The following is a 19,999-nucleotide window of genomic DNA, read 5'->3' as shown; positions in this document are numbered from 1 at the left end:
CATGAACATGACGCCGCCCGAGATCGTCTCGGAGCTGGACAAGCACGTGGTCGGCCAGGGCAAGGCCAAGCGCGCGGTCGCGATCGCGCTGCGCAACCGCTGGCGCCGCCAGCAGGTGGCCGAGCCGCTGCGCCACGAGATCACCCCCAAGAACATCCTCATGATCGGCCCGACCGGCGTGGGCAAGACCGAGATCGCGCGCCGCCTGGCCAAGCTGGCCGACGCGCCCTTCATCAAGATCGAGGCCACCAAGTTCACCGAGGTCGGCTACGTCGGGCGCGACGTCGACACCATCATCCGCGACCTGATCGACATCGGCGTCAAGCAGACCCGCGCCAGCGAGCAGAAAAAGGTGCGCCAGCGCGCCGAGGATGCGGCCGAAGACCGCGTGATCGACATCCTGGTGCCGCCGGCGCGCGACTTCGGCTTCAATGTCAATAACGGCAGCGACCCGAAGGAAGGCGACGCCACCCGCCAGACCTTCCGCAAGCGCCTGCGCGAAGGCTCGCTGGACGAGCGCGAGATCGAGATCGAGGTCACCGACGCCGCCCCGCAGATGGAGATCATGGCGCCGCCGGGCATGGAAGAAATGACCGAGCAGATCAAGTCGATGTTCGCCGGTGTCGGCGGCGCGCGCAAGAAGCCGCGCAAGATGAAGATCAAGGACGCGATGAAGCTGCTGGTGGATGAAGAAGCCGCCAAGCTGGTCAACGAGGATGAGCTCAAGCAGAAGGCCATCGCCAACGTCGAGCAGAACGGCATCGTGTTCCTCGACGAGATCGACAAGATCGCCACCCGCTCCGAGCACGGCGGCGCCGACGTCTCGCGCGCCGGCGTGCAGCGCGACCTGCTGCCGCTGGTCGAGGGCACGACGGTGAACACCAAGTACGGCATGATCAAGACCGACCACATCCTGTTCATCGCCTCGGGCGCCTTCCACCTGGCCAAGCCGTCCGACCTGATCCCGGAGCTGCAGGGCCGCTTCCCGATCCGGGTCGAACTCGAGTCGCTGTCGATCGAAGACTTCAAGAGCATCCTGACCTCGACCGACGCCAGCCTGACCAAGCAGTACGAAGCGCTGCTGGCCACCGAAGGTGTGACCGTCGACTTCCTGGACGAAGGCATCCACCGCCTGGCCGAGATCGCGTTCGCTGTCAACGAGCGCACCGAGAACATCGGCGCGCGCCGCCTGTACACGGTGATGGAAAAGCTGCTCGAGGAAGTCTCGTTCACGGCCGGCGCCGAAAAGGAGCAGGTGGTGACCATCGACGCCGCCTACGTCAACGACCGGCTCGACAAGCTCGCGATCAACGAGGACCTGTCGCGCTACGTGCTGTAATTCTAGGGAGGAGAGGACGATGGCGAACAAGGCACTGGCAACCCGGCAAAAGATGCGGCTGCGGATCGAGCCATCCCAGAACTTCGGCAAGCCGCGCAACCCGATCGCCGCCCTGGCCAAGGCACGCGCCGCCGGCGCCCACGCCAAGCCGCTCGCCAGCGAGCGCCAGGAAGCCAAGCGCGCGCTGAAAAAAGCCAAGCTGGTGGCGGAAGACGACTGAGCCCTCTTCCTTTCCGACGATTCCCCTTGGCGGACCGCGCGAGCGTGTCCGCCTTTTTTATTTCCCAACTTCGGGGTCAGGTCTGACATTCGGACACGGACTCGGCCGTGAAAGCCGGCCCGCCGAGAATTCCGGGCGGGATACAGGCCAATTCGGTGTCGCTACGTCATCGAAGTGGGTTTAGTGCAGGGCTCGTGTCCGAATGTCAGACCTGACCCCGAAGGTACGAGGGTACGGAGGTATACAGCCCTTGTGCCGTGCGGAATTCGGCTGTACATTTTCTTTTAGTTATCTACCTGACAGGAATCGCATGAGCTCACCAGAGCTGGTACTCGACGTGCTGCGCGCGGAACTGCGTGCGACGGGCATCACCTATAAAGGCCTGGCCGACCGTATCGGCGTGAGCGAATCGAGCGTCAAGCGGATGTTCGGGCAGAAGGACATGGCATTGTCGCGGCTGGCGCAGATTTGCCAGGTGACCGGGATTGCGCTGGAAGACGTGCTGCGCCGTGCGGCCGATGCACGGCCGCAGGCCGACGCCCTCACCCTGCCGCAGGAAACCTCGCTGGTTGCCAATCCGCGCCTGCTGCTGATGGCGATCTGCTGCCTCGGGCACTGGAGCCTGGAGCAGGTGATCGAGACCTACCGGCTGACCGAACCGGAATGCATCACCCTGTTGGCCGAGCTCGACCGGCTCGGCGTGATCGAACTCAAACCCCTGAACCGCTACAGCCTGCGGGTGTCGAATGCTTTCCGCTGGCTGCCGGACGGGCCGGTGCAGCGTTACTTCCGCGAGCACGTGGTGGCCGATTATTTCGCGGGCGGTTTCGACCGGCCGGGCGAAGCACTGATGTGCCTGCCGGCGCGCCTGTCGCCGGCCAGCGCCCAGGAACTGGGGCAGAAGATCGAACAGCTGGCGGGAGAACTGGCGCGGCTGCACCGGAACGACCGCAAGCTGCCGGCGCAGGAGCGCGATGGCTATACCTTGCTGCTGGGGTTCAGGTCGTGGGAGTTTGCGGCGTTTACGGCCTTGCGAAGGGGGTGAGCGCGCAAGCATTACCGCTTACAACAACGCCGCATCACTGCGGCGTTGTTCATTTACTGCACCTGCGGCGGCTGCCCCACCGGGCTGTTCACCGACCGGGTTGGCGGCGGCATCTGCACCTGGTTCGGTGGCGGCGGATACCCCGGTTGCTGCTGCACGGCCTGCTCGGAAGGATCCACTTGCGGTTCCGGCACCGGCACCGCGCTCTCCGGCGTGGTCGGCGTGCCGTCCGGCGGGCCGCCGGGTGGCGGGACCGATTGCATGTTCGATGGCACGGCCACGGCGCCGGGGGCGGTCTGCGGCTCGACGCCCGGGGGCGGCGCCACCGCCATCGGCTGTCCGGGCAGCGGCGGCGCCATGCCGCCCAGCTGGCCTGCCGCCCGGGCGTCGGCGGCGATGTCCACGCGTTTCATGATGCCGCCCTCGGACAGCATCACGTAGCGCGGATGCACTTCGGCGACCGTGACGCCTGGCACGATCTCGCGGCCGATGCGCACCGCTTTCGGCGGCGAGCCTTCGGCCACCAGGATCACGGCGCTGTCGCGGCCGGCCGAAACCACCCCGGTGAGCTGGTAGCTGGAGATGGCCACCGCCGTCGGCTGGCCGCCGAACAGGGTGGCGGCGGCGTCCGGGCTCGGCTCGGCCTGGGCCATGGCGGGCGCCGGCGCCAGCGGGCGCTGCGCCGGCTTGTACAGCTGCAGGACCCAGTAGGCGAGCGAGGCCGCCAGCAGGATCAGCGCGAGCAGGGTGAAGAGGAGGGGCAAACGCTTGTTCATCGGTGTCCTTGCATGCTTTCCAGGTTCACTGCACCAGCTGGTTGATTTCAATGATCGGCATCAGCACCGCCAGCACGATCAGCAGCACCACCAGGCCCATGGCCAGGATCAGCACCGGTTCCAGCAGGCCGGCGATGGTGAGCGTGCGGCGCTCGAGGTCGGCCTGCTGCGAATTGGCGGCGCGCTCGAGCATGGCGGGCAGCTCGCCGGTGATTTCGCCGGCGCGGATCATGTGCACCAGCATCGGCGGGAACAGCTTCTGCGCCGACAGCGCGCGCGCCAGGCTGACCCCTTCGCGCACGCTGCCGGTGGCCTGGTCGACCAGTTCGGCCATGGCCACGTTGGACAAGGTGTCGCGGCTGGTTTCCAGCGCGCGCAGGATGGGCACGCCGGAACCGGTGGTGATCGCCAGCGTGCTGGCAAAGCGCGCCGTGTTCAGGCTGCGCTCGAACTTGCCGTACACGGGCGCGGTGAGCAGCCAGGTATGCCAGCGCCGTTTCAGGTCGGGGTTGCGCAGCGCCCGGCGCCACAGCCAGAACGCGCCAATGAGCAGGATGCCGACATAGATGCCGTAGTCGCGCACGAAGTCCGACACGGCCAGCATGGCCACCGTCAGGAAGGGCAGCTTTTGCTTGGTGTTGGCGAACACCGAGACGATCTGCGGCACCACGTAGGTGAGCAGGAAGATCACGATGGCGAACGCCACCACGGTGACGATGGCCGGATAAGTGAAGGCCAGGCGCACCTTTTGCACCAGCGCATTGCGGCGCTCGATGTAGTCGGCCAGGCGCGACAGCACGCGCGAGAGCTGGCCGATCTGCTCGCCCGACGACACCAGCGCGCGGTAGATGTCGGCGAAATCGCGCGGATGGCGCGACAGCGCGCTGGAGAAGGCGGCGCCGCCGATGACTTCGGAACGGATCGAGGCGATCAGGTCGCGCACATAAGGGCGCTCGGCCTGCTCCAGCAGGGCCGTAAACGCCTGTTCCAGCGGCAGCCCGGCTTCCAGCAGGCTGGCCAGCTGGCGGGTGAACAGGGCCAGCTCGATTTGCGACAGGCGCTCGCCGAAACCGCGCGAGCGCGCCACGCCGGCGTCGTCGACCTGGGCCGCGATCTGCTCCACCGACAGGGGCGTAAGCCCCTGGGTGCGCAGGTCGGACCTGGCCGAACGCGGGTTGTCGGCGTTGACCACGCCCTTGCGGGTGGCGCCGGCCGCGTCCACGGCCTCGTAGCGGAAGGCTGGCATCGGCTTAGTCCTTGGTCACGCGCACCAGCTCGGCGCGTGTCGTGGTGCCGTCCGCCAGCCAGCGCTCGCCGTCTTCGCGCATCATCTTCATGCCGGTCTTCTGGGCGGCGGCGCGGATGTCGGCTTCGGAGGCCTGGTTGTGGATCTGGGCCCGGATCGCCTCGGTGGTTTCCAGCAGCTCGTAGACGCCGACCCGGCCGTGGTAGCCGGTGTGGCCGCAACGCTCGCAGCCCGCCGCATGCCAGCCGGTGGCGTCCTGCACCTTGCAGTGGGTGCAGAGTTTGCGCACCAGGCGCTGCGCCATCACGCCCAGCAGGGAGGACGATAACAGGAAGGGTTCGATCCCCATGTCCAGCAGGCGCGTGACGGCCGAGGCCGCGTCATTCGTGTGCAGGGTGGCCAGCACCAGGTGGCCGGTGAGCGAAGCCTGCACGGCGATTTGCGCGGTTTCGAGGTCGCGGATCTCGCCGATCATGATGACGTCCGGGTCCTGGCGCAGGATCGCGCGCAGGGCCTTGGCAAAGCTCATGTCGATGCGGGCATTGACCTGGGTCTGGCCGACGCCGTTGAGGTCGTACTCGATCGGGTCTTCCACCGTCATGATGTTGGTGGTCGAGGCATTCAGGCGCGACAGCGCGGCGTACAGGGTGGTGGTCTTGCCCGAACCGGTCGGGCCGGTGACCAGCACGATGCCGTGCGGCTGGTTGATCAGGCGGTCGAACTGCGGCAGCATGTCGGGCGCCATCCCGAGATGGCTCAGGTCGAGCCGGCCGGCTTCTTTGTCGAGCAGGCGCAGCACGGCGCGCTCGCCGTGGCCGGTAGGGAGCGTGGACACCCGCACGTCGACCGGCTTGCCGCCGATGCGCAGGGTGATGCGACCATCTTGCGGCAGGCGCTTCTCGGCGATGTCGAGCTGCGACATGATCTTGATTCGCGAAATGAGCGAGGCGTGGATGGCTTTCCGGGGGCGCACGATGTCGCGCAGCGCGCCGTCGACGCGGAAGCGCACCACCGAGGTCTGCTCGAAGGGTTCGATATGGATGTCAGACGCGCCTTCGCGCAGCGATTGCGTAAGCAGCGCATTGATCATGCGGATGACGGGCGCGTCGTCGGAGGATTCGAGCAGGTCTTCGATGGCCGGCACGTCCTGCAGCAGCTTGGTCAGGTCGAGGTCGGCGTCGAATTCGTCCACCACCTGCGAGGCGTCGCCGCCGGCGCCGGCATAGGCCTTGGCGATGGCGTCGTCGAGCTCGCCACGGTCGAGGCGGCGCAGGGCGATGCGGCCGAAGCGGCGCGACACCTCGGCGATGGCGGCGGGCGCGGTGGCGCCGGAGACCAGCACTTCGATGGCCTGGCCCGCTTCGTCGCTGCTGCGCGCCAGCAAATTGTGGTCGCGGGCGAAGGCGTAAGGCAACAGATTGTTCATGGTCGGCTTATTTCCGGGTCGGTGGCGTTACCGGACGGAACTGGGACTGCGGCGTGGCGGGCTGGGTTTGCTGGCCCTGGCGCAATTGCTCCTGGGTTGCCTGGCCTGCCGCCGCGCCGGGCGCGCTGCCGGCCGCCGGTGCTGCCTGCACCGGTGCGGTCGCCATCGCGCCGCCAGCCGGTGGCTGGCCATTGACCAGCGGCGGCAGCAGCGGTGCGCCGAGGTTGCGCATCAGCACCGAGTCTTCGCCGGTCTGGCCGGCCGCGCCGACGGCGCGCATGTAGTCGTAACGGTCCATGGCAAGCGAGTTCGACGCTTCCTTGCTGCGCACCACGACCGGGCGCAGGAACACCATCAGGTTGGTCTTGGTCCGGGTGCGGCTGCGGTACTTGAACAGGTTGCCAAGGATCGGGATGTCGCCCAGGCCGCGTACTTTCTCTTCGCCATCGCCCTCGGTGTCTTCGATGAGGCCGCCGAGCACGATGATCTGGCCGTCATCGGCCAGCACGTTGCTTTCGATCGCGCGCACATTGGTGGTCACGCCGGAGGACAGCGTGCGGGTGGACGTGTCGACGCTCGAGTTCTCATGGTAGATCGCCATCTTGATGGTACCCCCTTCCGAGATCTGCGGGCGCACCTTGAGCAGCAGGCCGACGTCCTTGCGGTCGATGGTCTGGAACGGGTTGGAGCTGCCGCTGGTGCCGGTGGTGAAGGAACCGGTGATGATCGGCACGTTCTGGCCGACCTTGATGGTGGCCAGTTCGTTGTCGAGCGTGATCATGTTGGGCGTGGACAGGATGTTGGCGTTGCCGTCGTTCTCGAGGAAGCGGGCAATCGCGCCGAGCCCGAGCTCGCCGCCCACCTGGCGGAACAGGCCGATCGACAGGCCGCCCGGCAGCGAAGGAATCGAGTCGCCGGACAGTCCGCCACGTGCTGCGGCGGCCAGGTTGACGATATTGCTGCCGCCGGTGGTGGCGAAGGATTGCAGGCCGCCGATGCGGTACTTGCTGTCCGAGTCGCCGCTGGCGCCGACCCATTGCACGCCGAATTCCGAGGCCTTGTTGGAGGTCACTTCGACCACCAGCGCCTCGATGTACACCTGGGCGCGGCGCACGTCGAGCTGGTCGATGACGTTGCGCAGGTTGCGGTAGACGGCGTCCGGCGCGGTGATGATCAGGCTGTTGGTGGAGGCATCGGCCTGGATGAAGCCGGAACCCTGGCCGCCGCCGGCGCCGCTGGCGGTGAGCTGGCTCTGCTGGCCGAAGGTGTTGCCGGTGCCGCCCATGCCGGTGCTGCTCTGCTGGCCCTGCTGGCCGCCCAGGCCGCCACCACCGGAGGTGGCGCCGGACTGGATCGAGCCGCCCGAGGTGCCCTGCTGCTGCACCGGCACCGCCGAGGAATCCTGCGACACCACCGCGCGCAGGGTCTGGGCCACGCGGCTGGCGTCGGCGTTTTTCAGGTAGACGACATGGATATTGCCTTGCGACGAAGTCTGCTGGTCGAGGCGCGCGATGAGCGACTTGGCCAGGTTGGCGCGCGCCTGGGACGGCGCGCGCACCACCACCGAGTTGGTGCGTGGGTCGGCCAGTACCGAGACCCGGCCCGAGTCGCCGCCGGCGGCCGGCTCCATCAGGCGCGACACCAGGGCCGCGATGTCGCTGGCGATGGCGTTGCGCACCGGGATGACGTCGAGGTCGGCTGCGACCGGCGTATCGAGCGCGCCGATGATCTTGGCCAGGCGGCGCAGGTTGTCGGCGTAGTCGGTGATGACGAGGGTGTTGTTGCCCGGGTTCGCCATGATGGAATTATTCGGCGAAATCAAGGGACGCAGCACGGCGGTGAGGTTGGCCGCCGATTCATATGACAGGTAGAACACCTGGGTGGCGATCTGGTCGCCGGTGGCGCGGCTGGCGCGCACGCCGCCGACCTGGGTCGGCGAGGACTGGGCCTTGGCTTCGGCTTCCGGCACCACCTTGGCGTAGCCGTCGCCGCTGGTCACCACGGCATAGCCCTGCAGGCGCAGGGTCGAGGTGAGCAGGCCGAAGGCCTGGGTCTTGCTTAGCGATTTTTCCGACACCAGGGTGATGGTGCCCTTCACGCGCGGGTCGATGATGAAGGTCATGCCGGTGTAGTGGCCGATCGCCTTGATCACCGATTCGATGTCGGCGTTGACGAAGCTCAGCGCCGCCGAATTGGCGCTGTCCTGGGCCCGGGCCGGGGCCGGGGGCAGCGCCAGGGTGGCGGCGCAGCACAGCATGGCGCCGGCCGCGAGGCGGCGCAGCCGGGGGAGGGAAACGGTCGGAGCAAACGTGCTGCGGGAAATTTTTTTCATTATCTGAACTCGAGTGCGATTATGTTCTTGCCGTTCACCATGCGGCGCTGGCCCAGCAGGTTGAGCATGTTACCCAGCGTCTCTTCGTATCCTTGTGCGGCCGAGGCCTGGCCGGAAAAGCGCAGGCGGCCGTTTTGCAGCATACCCGAGCCGGTGAGCACGAGCGCCCCGCGCACGGTGCGCAGGTTCAGGTCGGCCTGGCTGCCGCGCCAATCGAACGCCATCTCATAACTGCCCAGCGGCTTGATGGGCGACATGCGCGAACCCATGTCGGTCATGCTCAATACCGTACGGCCCTGCACCGCCACCGTATTGGGCTGGCGCAGCAGGTCGAGCGTATTCCACACCAGGCGGATGGTGCCGGACGGCGCCAGCGTGTTGAGCGGCGCCCCCAGGCCGGACAGGCCCTCGGCCGGCAGCAGCAGTTCGCCACTGCTCACCTGCCACTGCGACCAGCTGCCGTTGATGGCGACCTTGCGCGCGAGTGCTTGCGGGTTTTCCAGTTCCACGTTGACCTGGCCGAACAGCACCAGCGGTGACAGGCGCCACGCGAAGCGTCCCGGCAGCAGCGGCGTCACAGCCCCGCCCTCGCCCGGCGCCCCGCCGATAAAGGCTGAGCCGTTCCAGAGCGTACCCTGCGCATCCCCGAGAGTCAAACGACCGGCGGTCTGCTGTTCAACCATCGGCCCCAGCCACGCAGCGGGCAGGAAGGCGAGCACGGTAACGAGCACGGCCAGCACCACCGGCGCCAGCCACAGGAGCAGGCGCTTCATTGGGCGGTCGCGCTGGCCTGGCGCAGGGTGAGCGTGGCATCGACCTGTCCCACCGCGGGCAGCGCGGTAAATGCGGCGTCCTGCACCTGGATGCGGTTCTCGCGGCGCTGGGCGTCGAGCCAGGACACCAGATTGGCGAAGGACACGCCATTGAACTGGGCCTTGGCGTATTCGCCGGTCATGGTGATGGAGCCGGCCACCAGGCTGCGCTGGGCCATGCTGGCCACCAGCGCCTCGCGCGTCATGGGCGGCGCCGACGGCGCCGGGGTGGCGGACAGGGCCTGCGCTTCGGCGGCCATGGTCTGCAGCTGGGCCGCCTGCTGGCGCAATTGCGGCAGCGCGCGGCGCAGATTGTCGCGTCCCTCGACGGCCGGGGCCAGCAGCAGCGCGTAGACCAGCGACACCACCACGATGCCCGCGCCCACCGCCAGGAACTTGCGCTCCTGCTCGGTGCGGCCCAGCCACCAGGTTTGCGCGCGTTCACGCAGAGCGCCAAGCTGTGCGCCGAATTGTGCAGCTGCCTTCATGGCGTGGCTCCTGTACTGCGGATGACCCAGGTGGCGGGCGCGGTTTCTTCCATGGCCAGGTTGCGCGCGCCGAGGACGGCGCGCAGCTGGCTCGTTGTGGCGGGATCGACCGTTTCGGGTTTGACGCGCACGGTGAGCACGCGTTCCCTGAACTCCATTGACGCAATGCCGGGCTGGCGCGCGAGGCCGCGCACCGCTTCGCCGAAGGCGCCGGCGACCCAGCCGAACTCTTCCGGGCTGACCTGGCCGCTGGCGGCCTTGGCGCGCGCGATGTTCTGGCGCATCTGCGCCACCGGGTCGATGACGGGCTGGTTCGGGTAGGCGCTGCGGAAGGCCTGGGTCATTTCCTGGCGCACCGCGTCGGCTTCGCGCTTCAGGCGCAGCCATTCGATGTTGACGCCGACGATGTTGACCACGATCGCGGCCAGCGCCAGCCGCAGCGGCCAGCGCCAGCGGCTCCAGTCGCGCTGGGCGACGCCGGCCGTGCCCAGGCCCGGCACCAGGTCGAGGGTGCTGCTTGTCGAGCCGGCAATCCAGTGCGCCCAGGCTTCGCTTTCCAGCGTGATGCCGGGACCGGCTTCGGCCAGCAGCGCCTGGTATTCGCCGACCTGTTCCTGCGGCACGTACAGCACCAGCGGCGCGTCGCCGGACAGCGCGCGCGCCGTCTGCAGGTTGAGGGTCGGGTTGCCATCGAGAGCCAGGCCGAGGCCTTCGTACTGGCCCTGGCGCAGCAGCAATTCATTGTTGCCGATGGCGGCGCTGACGCTGCCCGGCTGCAGGGGCAGGCACAGCTGCGAGGGCACGGCCGAGACCGAGCGCGCGCCCATGCCGAGCAGGGCTTTCACCATCGGCTCGAGCCAGTTGCGGTGCACCACGCCGACCGGGCGGCGGCCATCGGGCAGGGCCGGGCCGGCCACCAGCACGCAATCCATCGGGTCGCCCAGGATATGTTCTTCAACCAGGGACGGCAGGGCCGCGCGCAGGCGCGCACCGGACAGCGGTGGGGCTTGCACTGGCAGCAGCGTGACGTCGGCGCCGGCCAGCAGCAGCACCACGCGGCGGCTCGCGGCGACCACGTCGCCGAGATTGCGCAAGGGGCCTTCGCCCTGCTGGGCGATGGCGCCGTCGTCAAGCACCTGCGCGAACCGGCACAATGCGCCCTCGCCTTCTGCCCGGGCCGGGTGCCGTATATAAAGAGTCGTCAAACTGTCTCGCTTTCTTTTAATTCTGGCGGGTCCAGATTACTTGGGTGCCGCCGCCGACGATGCCCCTGCGCTGGATCAGCGACTCGGCATTGAGTGCGGCGCGGTCGAGCCGGATCCGGCTCTGTACGATAAACCAGTCGCTTTTGACGTTGAACGCCGTATCTTCCACCTTGTCGCCATGGCTGACCTGGCTCGTGAACGCGATTTTCTCGCGCCACGCCGCCGTCTTGCGCCGCGCCACCAGGCTGTTCGCCTCGGACAGCGACATGTCCGGCACCAGCGCCGACAGCAGTTCGGCCGGCACCGTGTTGACGTTCAGCGGCGTCAGCTCGGGGCCGGGCAGCACGATCAGGAACGGCCGCAGCTTCGCCATGATCTCCGGCGTGAAACCCTGCACCGCCAGCAGGTCGTCCGGCTGCAGCAGCGGGATCGGCACGCCGGCGGTCGGCGGCACCGGCTGGGGCTGCCCCGTCGTCGTGCTGCCGCCTGCCGGCGGGTCCACCACCGCGGGCGCCTGCTGGCCCTGGGCGACAAAATTGGCCACCCGTTCGGCCAGGCGCGCGTCCACCCGCAGGTTGTCCAGCAGGCGGCCGAAAATCCTGACCTGCTCCGGGTTCTTCATGCGGTCCTTGGCCAGGTTGCCCAGATTGTAACGCGACGTGGCGTCGATAATGTTACCGGACAGTGACGCGTCGAAAGTTTCGCCGGCGACCCGCTCGCGCTCGATGTACTGGTCGAGCCGGGTCTCGGCCAGCGGCGTGGCCCAGACCTGGTCGAGCGAGGTGTAGTTGGAGGTGTAGGCGTCCTGGCGCAGCACCAGGCTGGCCCAGTCGAGGGCGCCGCGCAGGATCCACTTGGTCTGCAGGTGCAGGCGCTGGTTTTCCATGCTGCGCACCTGGACCTGCTGCTGCCAGAACAGGCTGGCGACGATCGCGATGGCCAGCGTGGTGAGCAGCAAGGCGGTGACCACGGCGACGCCGCGCTGGCGCAGCCCCGAGCGGTAGGCGCGCATCAGGTGCCTCCCAGCAGGAAGGCCTTGACCATCGGCCCGGCCAGTCCGGTGGCGGTGAGGCCGACCTGGATGCCGTCGGGTTCCGGCGTCTGCGGCAGGGCCTGCGCCGGCTGCCCGGGCGGTGGCACCGGCGGCGGGGCGCCGTCGCCGCTCGCGACCGGCTCCTTGTGCCAGGCATTGTTCTGCCACACCTGCACCTGCATCGCGGCCAGGCCGGTCTGCAGCGCCACCGGCGGCGACGATTCGGACGGCGTGTCGCTGGCGGCCGCCTGCCACAGCCCGTCGAGCTGGGCCAGGTCGCGGGTGCCGGGCGACTCGCGCCGCACCAGGATGCTGTTGACCACGCGGTAGGACACCACGGCCAGCTGCGAGGGTTCGTTCTCGTTGTAGACCTTGCGCACCAAGGTGAGGCGGCCGTCGTCGAACAGCAGGTTGGCGCGGCGGCCGATGAGGTCGCGCGCGGCCAGGTGTTCGCAGTCGCTCTGCATCTGGGCAAAGGCCAGCTGCATGCCGCGCGTGACTTCCATTTGCTCGGTCAGGGCGATGCGGGCGCGCACGATGCCGTCCAGCCCGCGCCAGCCGAGCACGGCCAGGATGGCGAGGATGCTGATCGCCACCAGGAGTTCGACCAGGGTAAAGCCGCGACGGCGCGCTGGGTGGGATGTCATGACCGCGATGGCCTCAGTACGAGCTGTACCAGTTTGACGATGCGGCGCTCCGGACGTTCGGCGTCGAATACCGACACTTCGATCCGGCGCAATTGCGGGTTCGGGCTGGTCAGCACTTCTTCCTCGCAGATCAGGCTGAGGTCGCCTTGCGCGCAGGGGAAATTGCGCTTGCCGACTTCCGGGAATTCCTTGCCGAGGCGGATTTGCACCAGGCGGTTTTCGGCCGACCAGGTCGCCATCATGGAGGCACGCAGGCCGGCGCTGTTGGAGGTCAGGCTGCCGACCGCGCGCAAACCGGCGCCGAGCGCGGTGCCGACGATGACGAGCGCGACCAGCACTTCGAGCAGGGTAAAACCGTGGTGGCCGCGTGCGCGCATGGTGGGTGCCTTTGCTTATTCGACGGTGAAGTGGCCGACGCCGTCGGCGTGGATCGCGACCGCGTTGCCGCCGGTGGCGAGCGTGAGCACGAAGGGCTTGTCGACCGGTTCGCGTCCGAAGGTGATGCGCACGGCGCTGGGATCGGCGCCGCTATTCGGTTGCAGCACCAGCTGCAGCGGTGCGCTCTTGAACTTCCGTTCGCGCAGCAGGTCGTCGCGCGTGACCGGCTCCCAGCCGGTATCGTTGCGCACCACGAAGCGGTAGCGTTCCGGGTTGGCCTCGAAGGCCACTTGCCGGTTGCGCACGATGGCTTCGTCGCGCGCCAGCTGCAGCAGCAGGGCGATGCGCTGGGCCTCCTGCTGCAGGGCCTGGCGCGGGGACGGGATGGCGTTGAGCGAAGCGAGGCCCAGCGTGATGCCGATGATGACCATCACGACCAGCAGCTCCACCAGGGTGAAGCCGCGCCACCTGGCTACGCTGCGCAGGGCGCCACGGGCCCGCATGAAAGGTCCTTACTCCCAGGAGCCGACGTCGGCATCCTCACCGGTGCCGCCGGGCTGGCCATCGGCGCCCAGCGAGAAGATGTCCACTTCGCCATGGATGCCGGGCGACAGGTACTGATAAGCATTGCCCCATGGGTCTTTCGGCAGCTTCTCGAGGTAGCCGCCGGACTTCCAGCCATTGGCGGCCGGGCCGGCGGTCGGCTTGGTGACCAGGGACACCAGGCCCTGCTCGGTGCTCGGGTAGCGCTGGTTGTCGAGCTTGTACAGCTTGAGCGCCTGCATCATGGTGGCGATGTCGACCTTGGCGGCAGTGACGCGCGATTCACCGGTGCGGCCCAGCAGCTTCGGCACCACCAGGGCGCCGAGGATGCCAATGATGACCACGACGACCATGATCTCGACCAGGGTGAAACCGCGTGCGCGGCGCTGCTTACGTTGCGAATCAATGTGCATAGATAATCTTTGCAAGGGTCGGTTGAAGCGAAACAGTATACGCCTTCAAGGCGGGCTGCGGCCACCCACGATGGGTGTGCAATTGTAATCCAGGGCTTGCAAAACCCCGTTTTAATCTTCGCTTAATGCAGGCTTATTGCTATGACATCGCGCGCGCGGCGCACACCGGGCAGGCCGGGTTGCGCGCCACCTTCACGCTGGTGAACTCCATGGCGCGGCCGTCCAGCAGCAGCAGGCGTCCGGCCAGGGGGTCGCCGATGCCCATCACCACTTTCATGGCCTCGGCCGCCTGCATGGCGCCAACCACGCCCACCAGCGGCGCGAACACGCCCATGCTGCTGCAGGCGGCGTCCTGGAAGGCGCTGTCTTCGGGGAACAGGCAGGCGTAGCAGGGGGCATCGGGAATGCGGGTGTCGAACACCGAGAGCTGGCCGTCGAAGCGGATCACGGCGCCCGAGACCAGGGGTTTGTTCTCCGCCACGCAGGCGCGGTTGACGGCGTGGCGGGTGGCGAAGTTGTCGCTGCAATCGAGCACGACGGTCGCGGCGCGGACCAGTTCCTGCAGGCGCGCGCCTTTGGCGCGTTCGCGCAGGGCGGTGACGTCGATGTCCGGGTTGATGGCGAGCAGGGCGGCGCGGCCGGAGTCGGCTTTCGGCTGGCCGATGCGCGCGCTGGTGTGCATGACCTGGCGCTGCAGGTTGGTGAGGTCGACCTCGTCGTCGTCGACCAGGGTGATGTGGCCGATGCCGCTTGAGGCCAGGTAGAGCCCCGCGGGGGAACCGAGGCCGCCGGCGCCGATGATCAGGGCGTGGGCGGCGAGCAGGCGCTGCTGGCCGTCGATGCCGATATCGTCGAGCAGGATGTGGCGGGAGTAGCGCAGGAGTTGGGTGTCGTTCATTTTGCGGGGTGTGCGGCGAACGTCAAATTGGGTACCGGCCTGCGCCGGTACGACGGTCTTAGGGCTAGGAGCTTACGGCAGCGTTTCCTGCCCCCTGCTTAAAAACCGTCACGACGACCTTACTTCTTCGCCGGCGCCTTCAACTCAGGCGGCTTGACCTCCGCCCCCGGCAACACCTTCGGCGCCGCCGGCTTGGCCGCATCCGGATCCGCCTTGGCCAGCTGCACCGGCTGCCCCTTGAAGTGATTGATCGCCTGCGCCAGCTGGAAATCGTCCTTGCTGCCGTAGTCGAGCGGCTTGCGGTCCTTCAGCTGGGCGATCGCGCGCTGCTGCGCTTCCATGGCTTCTTTCTGGTCCTTGGCGGCCGGGGTCTTTTCCTTCTCGCCCTCGCTCGCCAGGTGGCGCTGCAGGTCGGCTTCGCGCACGCGCAGCACGGCCAGGGCGTCGCCGTCGGCGGTTTCGTCCACGCGCAGGTCGGGCGCGATGCCGGTGGCCTGGATCGGGCGGCCCTTCGGGGTGTAGTAGCGCGCGGTGGTGAGCTTGACGGCGGTATCGGGCGACAACTGGCGCAGCGTCTGCACCGAGCCTTTGCCGAAGGTCTGGCTGCCCATGATGATCGCGCGCTTGTAGTCCTGCAGCGCGCCGGCGACGATTTCGGAAGCCGAAGCCGAGCCGCCGTTGACCAGCACCACCATCGGCACCGTCTTCAGGGCGGTCGGCAAACCGGCCAGCGGGTCGGCGCCGCGCTGGGCGTAGAACTCGCGGCGGCCGTAGAACTGGTGGTTGGAATCGGCCAGCTGGCCCTTGGTGGAGACGATCAGTTGTTCCGGCTGCTGCAGGAAGGCGGCCGAGACGCCGATCGCGCCCGGCAGCAGGCCGCCCGGGTCGTTGCGCAGGTCGAGCACCAGGCCCTTGATGTCGGGATTGTCGGCGTACAAGGCCTTGGCCTTCTTCGCCAGTTCGTCGAGCGTGTTTTCCTGAAACTGGCTCACGCGCAGCCAGGCATAGCCCGGCTCGATCATTTTCGCCTTGACGCTTTGGAGCACGATTTCCTGGCGCAGCACCGGCAGCACCCAGGGCTTGTCTTCGCCGCGGCGGGCGATGGTGAGGGTGACCTTGCTGCCGGCCTTGCCGCGCATGCGCTTGATCGCTTCGTCGAGCGACATATTGCGCACCGGGACGTTATCGATGCGGGTGATCAGGTCGCCGGACTTGATGCCGGCCTTGTGCGCAGGCGTGTCTTCGATCGGGGCGACGATTTTCACGTAGCCGTCTTCGCTGGCCACTTCGACGCCGATGCCGACGAACTTGCCCTGCACCGACTCCTTCATCTCGCGGAAGGCTTTTTGGTCGAGGTAGACCGAGTGCGGGTCGAGCGAGGCGACCATGCCGCCGATGGCTTCGGACAGCAGTTTCTTGTCTTCCACCGGTTCGACGTAGTCGGTCTTGATGAGGCCGTAGACATCGGCCAGCTGGCGCAGCTCGTCGAGCGGGAGCGGCGACTGGATGTCTTTCTGCGCATAGGCCGAGAACTGGAAGGAGGCGGCGACGCCGGCCACCATGCCCAACCCGACCAGCCCGAGATTCTTCGCTTTGCCCATCGCTTGTTCCTGTCTTTCCTAGAATTTGACCCAGCTTGCCGGGTCGAAGGCCTTGCCGCGATACCTGAGCTCAAAGTATAGCCCCGATTCCGCGTTACCGCCGGTACTGCCCGCGCTCGCGATCACGTCGCCGGCGCGCACCATGTCGCCGGCGCGCTTGAGCATGGCCGAAGCGTTCCCGTAGGTCGACAGGTACTCGCCGCCGTGGTCGACGATGATCACGTTGCCCCAGCCGCGCATCCAGTCGGCGTGCACCACGCGGCCCGGGCCGACGGCGCGCACATCGGTGCCTTCCGGGGCCTTGATGAACATGCCTTTCCAGCTCAGGCCTTCGGTACGGCGCTGGCCGAAGCGGGCCGCGATGGCGCCGCTCACCGGCGCCGTCAAGCGGCCCTTGAGGCTGGCGAAAGCGCCTGCCGGCAGCGGCGGCGCCAGCGGGACTTCCTGCGGCGGCGGCGTGCTCGGCCGGGTCTCGACCGGCTTGGGCTGCTCGGCCACTTTCGGCGGCTCCGGTTCCGGCACCGGCGCCGGTTTCGTGCCCGGCTTCGCGTTCTGGCGCGCGATGCGCTCGCGCTCGGCCTTCTCGCTGGCCGCCTTGGCGCGCGCCAGGGCGCGGGCTTTTTCTTCGGCTTCGGCCTTGGCTTTGGCGGCGGCCAGCGCGGCCTGGCGTCGGCGCTCGGCTTCGGCCTGCTCGCGGATCAGGCGCGACAGGCGGTCTACCAGGTCGCTCATGCGGGCTTCGTCGCGCTGCAGGCGGTCGGCCTGCTTGTGCTGGTCGGCCAACCGGGTCGACAGGTTCTGCAGCAGCGCGCTGCGCTTGCCCTTTTCCTGCTCCAGCCGCGCCTTCTGGTCGCGCTGCTCGTCGGCGATTTCCTGCAGTTCCAGCTGGGCGTTCTCGACCTTGTCCTTGTTGGCTTCGACCTGGGCCAGGTTGGTGCGCAGCGAATCGAGCAGCCTGGCCTGGGCCTGGGAGACATAGGCCATCATCTGCAGGTCGCGGTTGATGCGGTTCGGGTTGTCGCCGGAGAGCAGCAGCTTGATCCGGTCTTCGTTGCCGGCCACGTAGTGTTCGCGCAGCAGCTGCGACAATTGTTTCTTTTGAGTAACAATTGTTTGCTGCAGCCGCGCGCCTTCGGTCGACAGCAGGTCCAGGCGGGTGCTGGTGGCGTCCTGCTCTTCGGCCAGGTCGCGCAGGGCGCGGTTGGCGTCGGAAATGGCGGCCTCGGACTCCGCCAGCTCGTCGGCGGCGTCTTCCTTCTCGCTTTCGGTACGGGCGATGTCGCGCTGGATCGCCGCCAGCCGCTGCTTGATGCCTGCGCGCTGCTTCTCCGCCGTGACTTTCTGGCGGCTGCGTTCGGTCTGGCGCTGGGCTGACGCGGGGCTGGACAGTGCGGCGGCCAGCAGCGCGCACAGGAGCGCACTGCCGGCGAACTTCGTGAATGGCAAACGCAAGACGTTACTTTGCCTTCCCTTGGCTGGCCACGGCTGCCACGGCGGCAGCGATCGCTTCCTGGTCGCCCAGGTAATAGCTCTTGATCGGCTTCAGGTCGGCGTCCAGCTCGTACACGAGCGGCTGGCCGTTCGGGATGTTCAGGCCCACGATGTCGGCGTCGCTGATGTTGTCCAGCATTTTGATGATGGCGCGCAGGCTGTTGCCGTGGGCCGAGATCAGGATGTTCTTGCCGGCGCGGATGGCCGGGGCGATTTCCTCGTCCCAGGCCGGCATCACGCGCGCCACGGTATCCTTCAGGCACTCGGTCAGCGGGATCTGCTCTTTCGACAGGGACGCATAGCGCGGGTCGTTAAAGGAGGTGCGCTCGTCATCGGCGGCCAGCGGCGGCGGCGGGGTGTCGTAGCTGCGGCGCCAGACCAGCACCTGCTCGTCGCCGAACTTGGCGGCCGTCTCGCCCTTGTCCAGGCCCTGCAGGGCGCCGTAGTGGCGCTCGTTCAGGCGCCAGTCGTTGATGATCGGCAGGTACATCATGTCCATTTCGTCCAGCGCCAGCCAGAGGGTGCGGATCGCGCGCTTGAGCACCGAGGTGTAGGCCACGTCAAAGGTGAAACCTGCTTCCTTGAGCACGCGGCCGGCCGCTTTTGCTTCCTTGATGCCCTTCTCGGTCAGGTCGACGTCGGTCCAGCCGGTGAAGCGGTTTTCCAGGTTCCAGGTCGATTCGCCGTGGCGCATGAATACGATTTTGTACATAAGCTCTTCTTTAGATAAAAGTGCGATTGAAATCCGGTCCAGCATCTATTTTATAATGCGCCGATTCAGTTCAACCATGGAACCCTTGTGAATTTCATTATCGATAACATCTTCGTCGTGGCGATCGCTGTCGTTTCAGGCGCCGCCCTGCTCTGGCCGGCCCTGGCGCCGCGCGGCAAACGTGCGAGCCCGCTGCAGGCCACGCAGATGATCAACCGCGGCAAGAGCCTTGTGCTGGACGTGCGCTCGGCCGACGAATTTGCCGCTGGTCATGTGCGCGACGCAAAAAACATCCCGCTGGCAGACTTGGGCAATCGCATCGGCGAGCTGGAAAAGTCGAAAACCCGTACCGTGATCGTGGTGTGCCAGACCGGCGCGCGCGCGGACAAGGCGGTGCGCCAGCTCCAGGCCGCAGGCTTCGAGGACGCGCATGCCCTCGAAGGCGGCCTGGCTGCCTGGAAGGCGGCCGGCCTGCCGGTAACCAAGTAAAACCATTTTGAAGGAAGCATCATGAGCCAACACGTCGTCCTCTACCATACCGCCAGCTGCCCTTACTGCGTGCGCGCCGAGCGCCTGCTCGAAGCCAAGGGTGTGACCGACATCGAACGCATCCGCGTCGACCTGGATCCGGAACAGCGCCAGATCATGATGCAGCGCACCGGCCGCCGCACCGTGCCCCAGATCTATGTGGGCGAGACCCACGTCGGCGGTTTCGACGACCTGTACGCGCTCGAGCAGGCCGGCCGCCTCGAGCCGCTGCTGCAGGGCGCTTGACGCCAAAGGTTCCGCCCAAAAGCGCCTGATTTGACGGGCTTTCGGGTCCGCGGCGGTGGGGGTATTTTATCCAAATTGATTTTGATACAATTGCCGTCGCGTTTGACCAAAGTTCCGGGACGGCGCGTCCGTCCATCCTAATTTCTTGAAAGCGTTCCATGTCTGACGAAAACCTGCAACCAGTCTTCCAAATCCAACGCGTCTATCTGAAAGACATGTCGCTGGAGCAACCGAATTCCCCAGCCATCTTCCTCGAGCAGGAAGCACCGACCATCGAAGTGTCGCTGGACGTCGGCGCCGAAAGCATTGCCGAAGGCATCTACGAGTCGACCGTGACCATCACTGTCACCGCCAAGCTGAAAGACAAGGTCGCCTTCCTGGTCGAAGGCAAGCAGGCAGGCATCTTCGAAGCCCGCAACATCCCGGCTGACCAGATGGATCCGCTGCTGGGCATCGGCTGCCCGAACATCGTGTACCCGTACCTGCGCGCCAACATCGCCGACGTGATCAGCCGCGCCGGCTTCCCACCGGTGCACCTGGCCGAGATCAACTTCGAAGCCTTCTACCAGCAGCGCCAGCAGGCCATGGTCGAAGCGGCCGCTACCCCGGCACAGTAAGCA

22 protein-coding genes are annotated in these 19,999 nt (G+C 67.2%); 6 read left to right on the top strand and 16 right to left on the bottom strand.

All coding sequences use genetic code 11. The annotated features are described in order from the left end of the window. The first annotated feature begins 1 nt into the window (after window position 1). From hslU to BM031_RS01685, 3 genes are all read left to right on the top strand, one after another. Window positions 2-1,339, top strand: coding sequence for an ATP-dependent protease ATPase subunit HslU (gene hslU / locus BM031_RS01695; RefSeq protein ID WP_091870234.1), 1,338 nt, complete (start codon window positions 2-4; stop codon window positions 1,337-1,339). A gap of 19 nt (window positions 1,340-1,358) precedes the next feature. After that, the gene (locus BM031_RS01690; RefSeq protein ID WP_091870231.1) at window positions 1,359-1,559 is read left to right on the top strand and encodes a hypothetical protein; all 201 of its coding nucleotides are present in this window, start codon (window positions 1,359-1,361) and stop codon (window positions 1,557-1,559) included. A gap of 310 nt (window positions 1,560-1,869) precedes the next feature. Continuing rightward, a complete protein-coding gene (locus tag BM031_RS01685) occupies window positions 1,870-2,604 on the top strand; it encodes a helix-turn-helix domain-containing protein (protein ID WP_091870229.1) in 735 nt (244 codons plus the stop codon). Between the two features lie 53 nt (window positions 2,605-2,657). Here the strand turns inward: BM031_RS01685 and BM031_RS01680 are convergent, their stop codons facing one another. From BM031_RS01680 to gpmA, 16 genes are all read right to left on the bottom strand, one after another. Further along, complete coding sequence (locus BM031_RS01680; RefSeq protein ID WP_091870226.1) at window positions 2,658-3,380, bottom strand: hypothetical protein; 723 nt, start codon at window positions 3,378-3,380, stop codon at window positions 2,658-2,660. A 25-nt stretch (window positions 3,381-3,405) separates the two neighbouring features. After that, window positions 3,406-4,626 (bottom strand): type II secretion system inner membrane protein GspF, encoded by a 1,221-nt coding sequence (gspF, locus tag BM031_RS01675; RefSeq protein WP_091870224.1) that lies wholly within the window; start codon window positions 4,624-4,626, stop codon window positions 3,406-3,408. Window positions 4,627-4,630: 4 nt separating this feature from the next. After that, window positions 4,631-6,052, bottom strand: a complete 1,422-nt coding sequence (gspE, locus tag BM031_RS01670) for a type II secretion system ATPase GspE (protein ID WP_091870221.1) — start codon at window positions 6,050-6,052, stop codon at window positions 4,631-4,633. Between the two features lie 7 nt (window positions 6,053-6,059). Beyond that, window positions 6,060-8,384 carry a type II secretion system secretin GspD gene (gspD, locus tag BM031_RS01665; RefSeq protein ID WP_091870219.1) on the bottom strand — a complete coding sequence of 775 codons (2,325 nt, stop codon included), beginning with the start codon at window positions 8,382-8,384 and terminating at the stop codon, window positions 6,060-6,062. Beyond that, entirely contained in the window at window positions 8,384-9,157 is a 774-nt protein-coding gene (gspN, locus tag BM031_RS01660) for a type II secretion system protein N (protein ID WP_091870217.1), read from the bottom strand. Before gspN ends, gspD begins: the two co-directional genes overlap by 1 nt. After that, window positions 9,154-9,684, bottom strand: a complete 531-nt coding sequence (locus BM031_RS01655) for a type II secretion system protein M (protein ID WP_091870214.1) — start codon at window positions 9,682-9,684, stop codon at window positions 9,154-9,156. The genes gspN and BM031_RS01655 overlap by 4 nt, the downstream gene beginning before the upstream one ends. Beyond that, on the bottom strand, window positions 9,681-10,889 hold the full coding sequence (gene gspL, locus BM031_RS01650; RefSeq protein WP_091870212.1) for a type II secretion system protein GspL: 1,209 nt from the start codon (window positions 10,887-10,889) through the stop codon (window positions 9,681-9,683). Before gspL ends, BM031_RS01655 begins: the two co-directional genes overlap by 4 nt. A 16-nt stretch (window positions 10,890-10,905) precedes the next feature. Continuing rightward, window positions 10,906-11,901, bottom strand: coding sequence for a type II secretion system minor pseudopilin GspK (gene gspK, locus BM031_RS01645; protein WP_091870209.1), 996 nt, complete (start codon window positions 11,899-11,901; stop codon window positions 10,906-10,908). Further along, complete coding sequence (locus BM031_RS01640) at window positions 11,901-12,569, bottom strand: PulJ/GspJ family protein (RefSeq protein WP_091870206.1); 669 nt, start codon at window positions 12,567-12,569, stop codon at window positions 11,901-11,903. The genes gspK and BM031_RS01640 overlap by 1 nt, the downstream gene beginning before the upstream one ends. Next, window positions 12,566-12,946 (bottom strand): type II secretion system minor pseudopilin GspI, encoded by a 381-nt coding sequence (gene gspI, locus BM031_RS01635; protein ID WP_091870204.1) that lies wholly within the window; start codon window positions 12,944-12,946, stop codon window positions 12,566-12,568. Before gspI ends, BM031_RS01640 begins: the two co-directional genes overlap by 4 nt. Window positions 12,947-12,961: 15 nt before the next feature. Then, on the bottom strand, window positions 12,962-13,450 hold the full coding sequence (gspH, locus tag BM031_RS01630) for a type II secretion system minor pseudopilin GspH (RefSeq protein WP_091870201.1): 489 nt from the start codon (window positions 13,448-13,450) through the stop codon (window positions 12,962-12,964). Window positions 13,451-13,459: 9 nt separating this feature from the next. Then, window positions 13,460-13,903 carry a type II secretion system major pseudopilin GspG gene (gene gspG / locus BM031_RS01625; RefSeq protein WP_091870199.1) on the bottom strand — a complete coding sequence of 148 codons (444 nt, stop codon included), beginning with the start codon at window positions 13,901-13,903 and terminating at the stop codon, window positions 13,460-13,462. Between the two features lie 139 nt (window positions 13,904-14,042). Further along, entirely contained in the window at window positions 14,043-14,801 is a 759-nt protein-coding gene (locus tag BM031_RS01620) for a HesA/MoeB/ThiF family protein (protein WP_091870196.1), read from the bottom strand. A gap of 119 nt (window positions 14,802-14,920) precedes the next feature. Further along, window positions 14,921-16,402, bottom strand: a complete 1,482-nt coding sequence (locus BM031_RS01615; RefSeq protein ID WP_091870193.1) for a S41 family peptidase — start codon at window positions 16,400-16,402, stop codon at window positions 14,921-14,923. Between the two features lie 18 nt (window positions 16,403-16,420). Beyond that, entirely contained in the window at window positions 16,421-17,848 is a 1,428-nt protein-coding gene (locus tag BM031_RS01610; RefSeq protein ID WP_091870191.1) for a murein hydrolase activator EnvC family protein, read from the bottom strand. Between the two features lie 10 nt (window positions 17,849-17,858). Beyond that, window positions 17,859-18,605 carry a 2,3-diphosphoglycerate-dependent phosphoglycerate mutase gene (gene gpmA / locus BM031_RS01605; protein ID WP_091870189.1) on the bottom strand — a complete coding sequence of 249 codons (747 nt, stop codon included), beginning with the start codon at window positions 18,603-18,605 and terminating at the stop codon, window positions 17,859-17,861. 87 nt (window positions 18,606-18,692) lie between these two features. Between gpmA and BM031_RS01600 the strand changes: the two genes are divergently transcribed. The 3 genes from BM031_RS01600 (at window position 18,693) to secB (ending at window position 19,996) form a co-directional block, all read left to right on the top strand. Continuing rightward, on the top strand, window positions 18,693-19,094 hold the full coding sequence (locus tag BM031_RS01600; RefSeq protein ID WP_091870186.1) for a rhodanese-like domain-containing protein: 402 nt from the start codon (window positions 18,693-18,695) through the stop codon (window positions 19,092-19,094). Between the two features lie 21 nt (window positions 19,095-19,115). Continuing rightward, window positions 19,116-19,379 (top strand): glutaredoxin 3, encoded by a 264-nt coding sequence (grxC, locus tag BM031_RS01595; RefSeq protein WP_091870184.1) that lies wholly within the window; start codon window positions 19,116-19,118, stop codon window positions 19,377-19,379. 158 nt (window positions 19,380-19,537) lie between these two features. Further along, window positions 19,538-19,996 (top strand): protein-export chaperone SecB, encoded by a 459-nt coding sequence (gene secB / locus BM031_RS01590; protein WP_091870181.1) that lies wholly within the window; start codon window positions 19,538-19,540, stop codon window positions 19,994-19,996. Window positions 19,997-19,999: the final 3 nt, after the last annotated feature.

Origin of the sequence: Massilia yuzhufengensis (assembly GCF_900112225.1) — a bacterium.
Classification (GTDB): Bacteria; Pseudomonadota; Gammaproteobacteria; order Burkholderiales; family Burkholderiaceae_D; genus Telluria; species Telluria yuzhufengensis.
The sequence above is the reverse complement of the archived record's forward strand: the minus strand, read 5'-3'. Positions and strand labels throughout refer to the sequence as shown.

What these genes read in the sequence shown, in the direction of transcription:
- gpmA (WP_091870189.1), bottom strand. Translation starts at nt 18,605, where the DNA reads ATGTACAAAATCGTATTCATGCGCCACGGCGAATCGACCTGGAACCTG.
- gspH (WP_091870201.1), bottom strand. Translation starts at nt 13,450, where the DNA reads ATGCGGGCCCGTGGCGCCCTGCGCAGCGTAGCCAGGTGGCGCGGCTTC.
- gspN (WP_091870217.1), bottom strand. Translation starts at nt 9,157, where the DNA reads ATGAAGCGCCTGCTCCTGTGGCTGGCGCCGGTGGTGCTGGCCGTGCTC.
- gspG (WP_091870199.1), bottom strand. Translation starts at nt 13,903, where the DNA reads ATGCACATTGATTCGCAACGTAAGCAGCGCCGCGCACGCGGTTTCACC.
- gspE (WP_091870221.1), bottom strand. Translation starts at nt 6,052, where the DNA reads ATGAACAATCTGTTGCCTTACGCCTTCGCCCGCGACCACAATTTGCTG.
- BM031_RS01615 (WP_091870193.1), bottom strand. Translation starts at nt 16,402, where the DNA reads ATGGGCAAAGCGAAGAATCTCGGGCTGGTCGGGTTGGGCATGGTGGCC.
- gspD (WP_091870219.1), bottom strand. Translation starts at nt 8,384, where the DNA reads ATGAAAAAAATTTCCCGCAGCACGTTTGCTCCGACCGTTTCCCTCCCC.
- BM031_RS01620 (WP_091870196.1), bottom strand. Translation starts at nt 14,801, where the DNA reads ATGAACGACACCCAACTCCTGCGCTACTCCCGCCACATCCTGCTCGAC.
- grxC (WP_091870184.1), top strand. Translation starts at nt 19,116, where the DNA reads ATGAGCCAACACGTCGTCCTCTACCATACCGCCAGCTGCCCTTACTGC.
- BM031_RS01640 (WP_091870206.1), bottom strand. Translation starts at nt 12,569, where the DNA reads ATGACATCCCACCCAGCGCGCCGTCGCGGCTTTACCCTGGTCGAACTC.
- BM031_RS01690 (WP_091870231.1), top strand. Translation starts at nt 1,359, where the DNA reads ATGGCGAACAAGGCACTGGCAACCCGGCAAAAGATGCGGCTGCGGATC.
- BM031_RS01685 (WP_091870229.1), top strand. Translation starts at nt 1,870, where the DNA reads ATGAGCTCACCAGAGCTGGTACTCGACGTGCTGCGCGCGGAACTGCGT.
- gspF (WP_091870224.1), bottom strand. Translation starts at nt 4,626, where the DNA reads ATGCCAGCCTTCCGCTACGAGGCCGTGGACGCGGCCGGCGCCACCCGC.
- secB (WP_091870181.1), top strand. Translation starts at nt 19,538, where the DNA reads ATGTCTGACGAAAACCTGCAACCAGTCTTCCAAATCCAACGCGTCTAT.
- BM031_RS01655 (WP_091870214.1), bottom strand. Translation starts at nt 9,684, where the DNA reads ATGAAGGCAGCTGCACAATTCGGCGCACAGCTTGGCGCTCTGCGTGAA.
- hslU (WP_091870234.1), top strand. Translation starts at nt 2, where the DNA reads ATGAACATGACGCCGCCCGAGATCGTCTCGGAGCTGGACAAGCACGTG.
- gspK (WP_091870209.1), bottom strand. Translation starts at nt 11,901, where the DNA reads ATGCGCGCCTACCGCTCGGGGCTGCGCCAGCGCGGCGTCGCCGTGGTC.
- gspI (WP_091870204.1), bottom strand. Translation starts at nt 12,946, where the DNA reads ATGCGCGCACGCGGCCACCACGGTTTTACCCTGCTCGAAGTGCTGGTC.
- BM031_RS01680 (WP_091870226.1), bottom strand. Translation starts at nt 3,380, where the DNA reads ATGAACAAGCGTTTGCCCCTCCTCTTCACCCTGCTCGCGCTGATCCTG.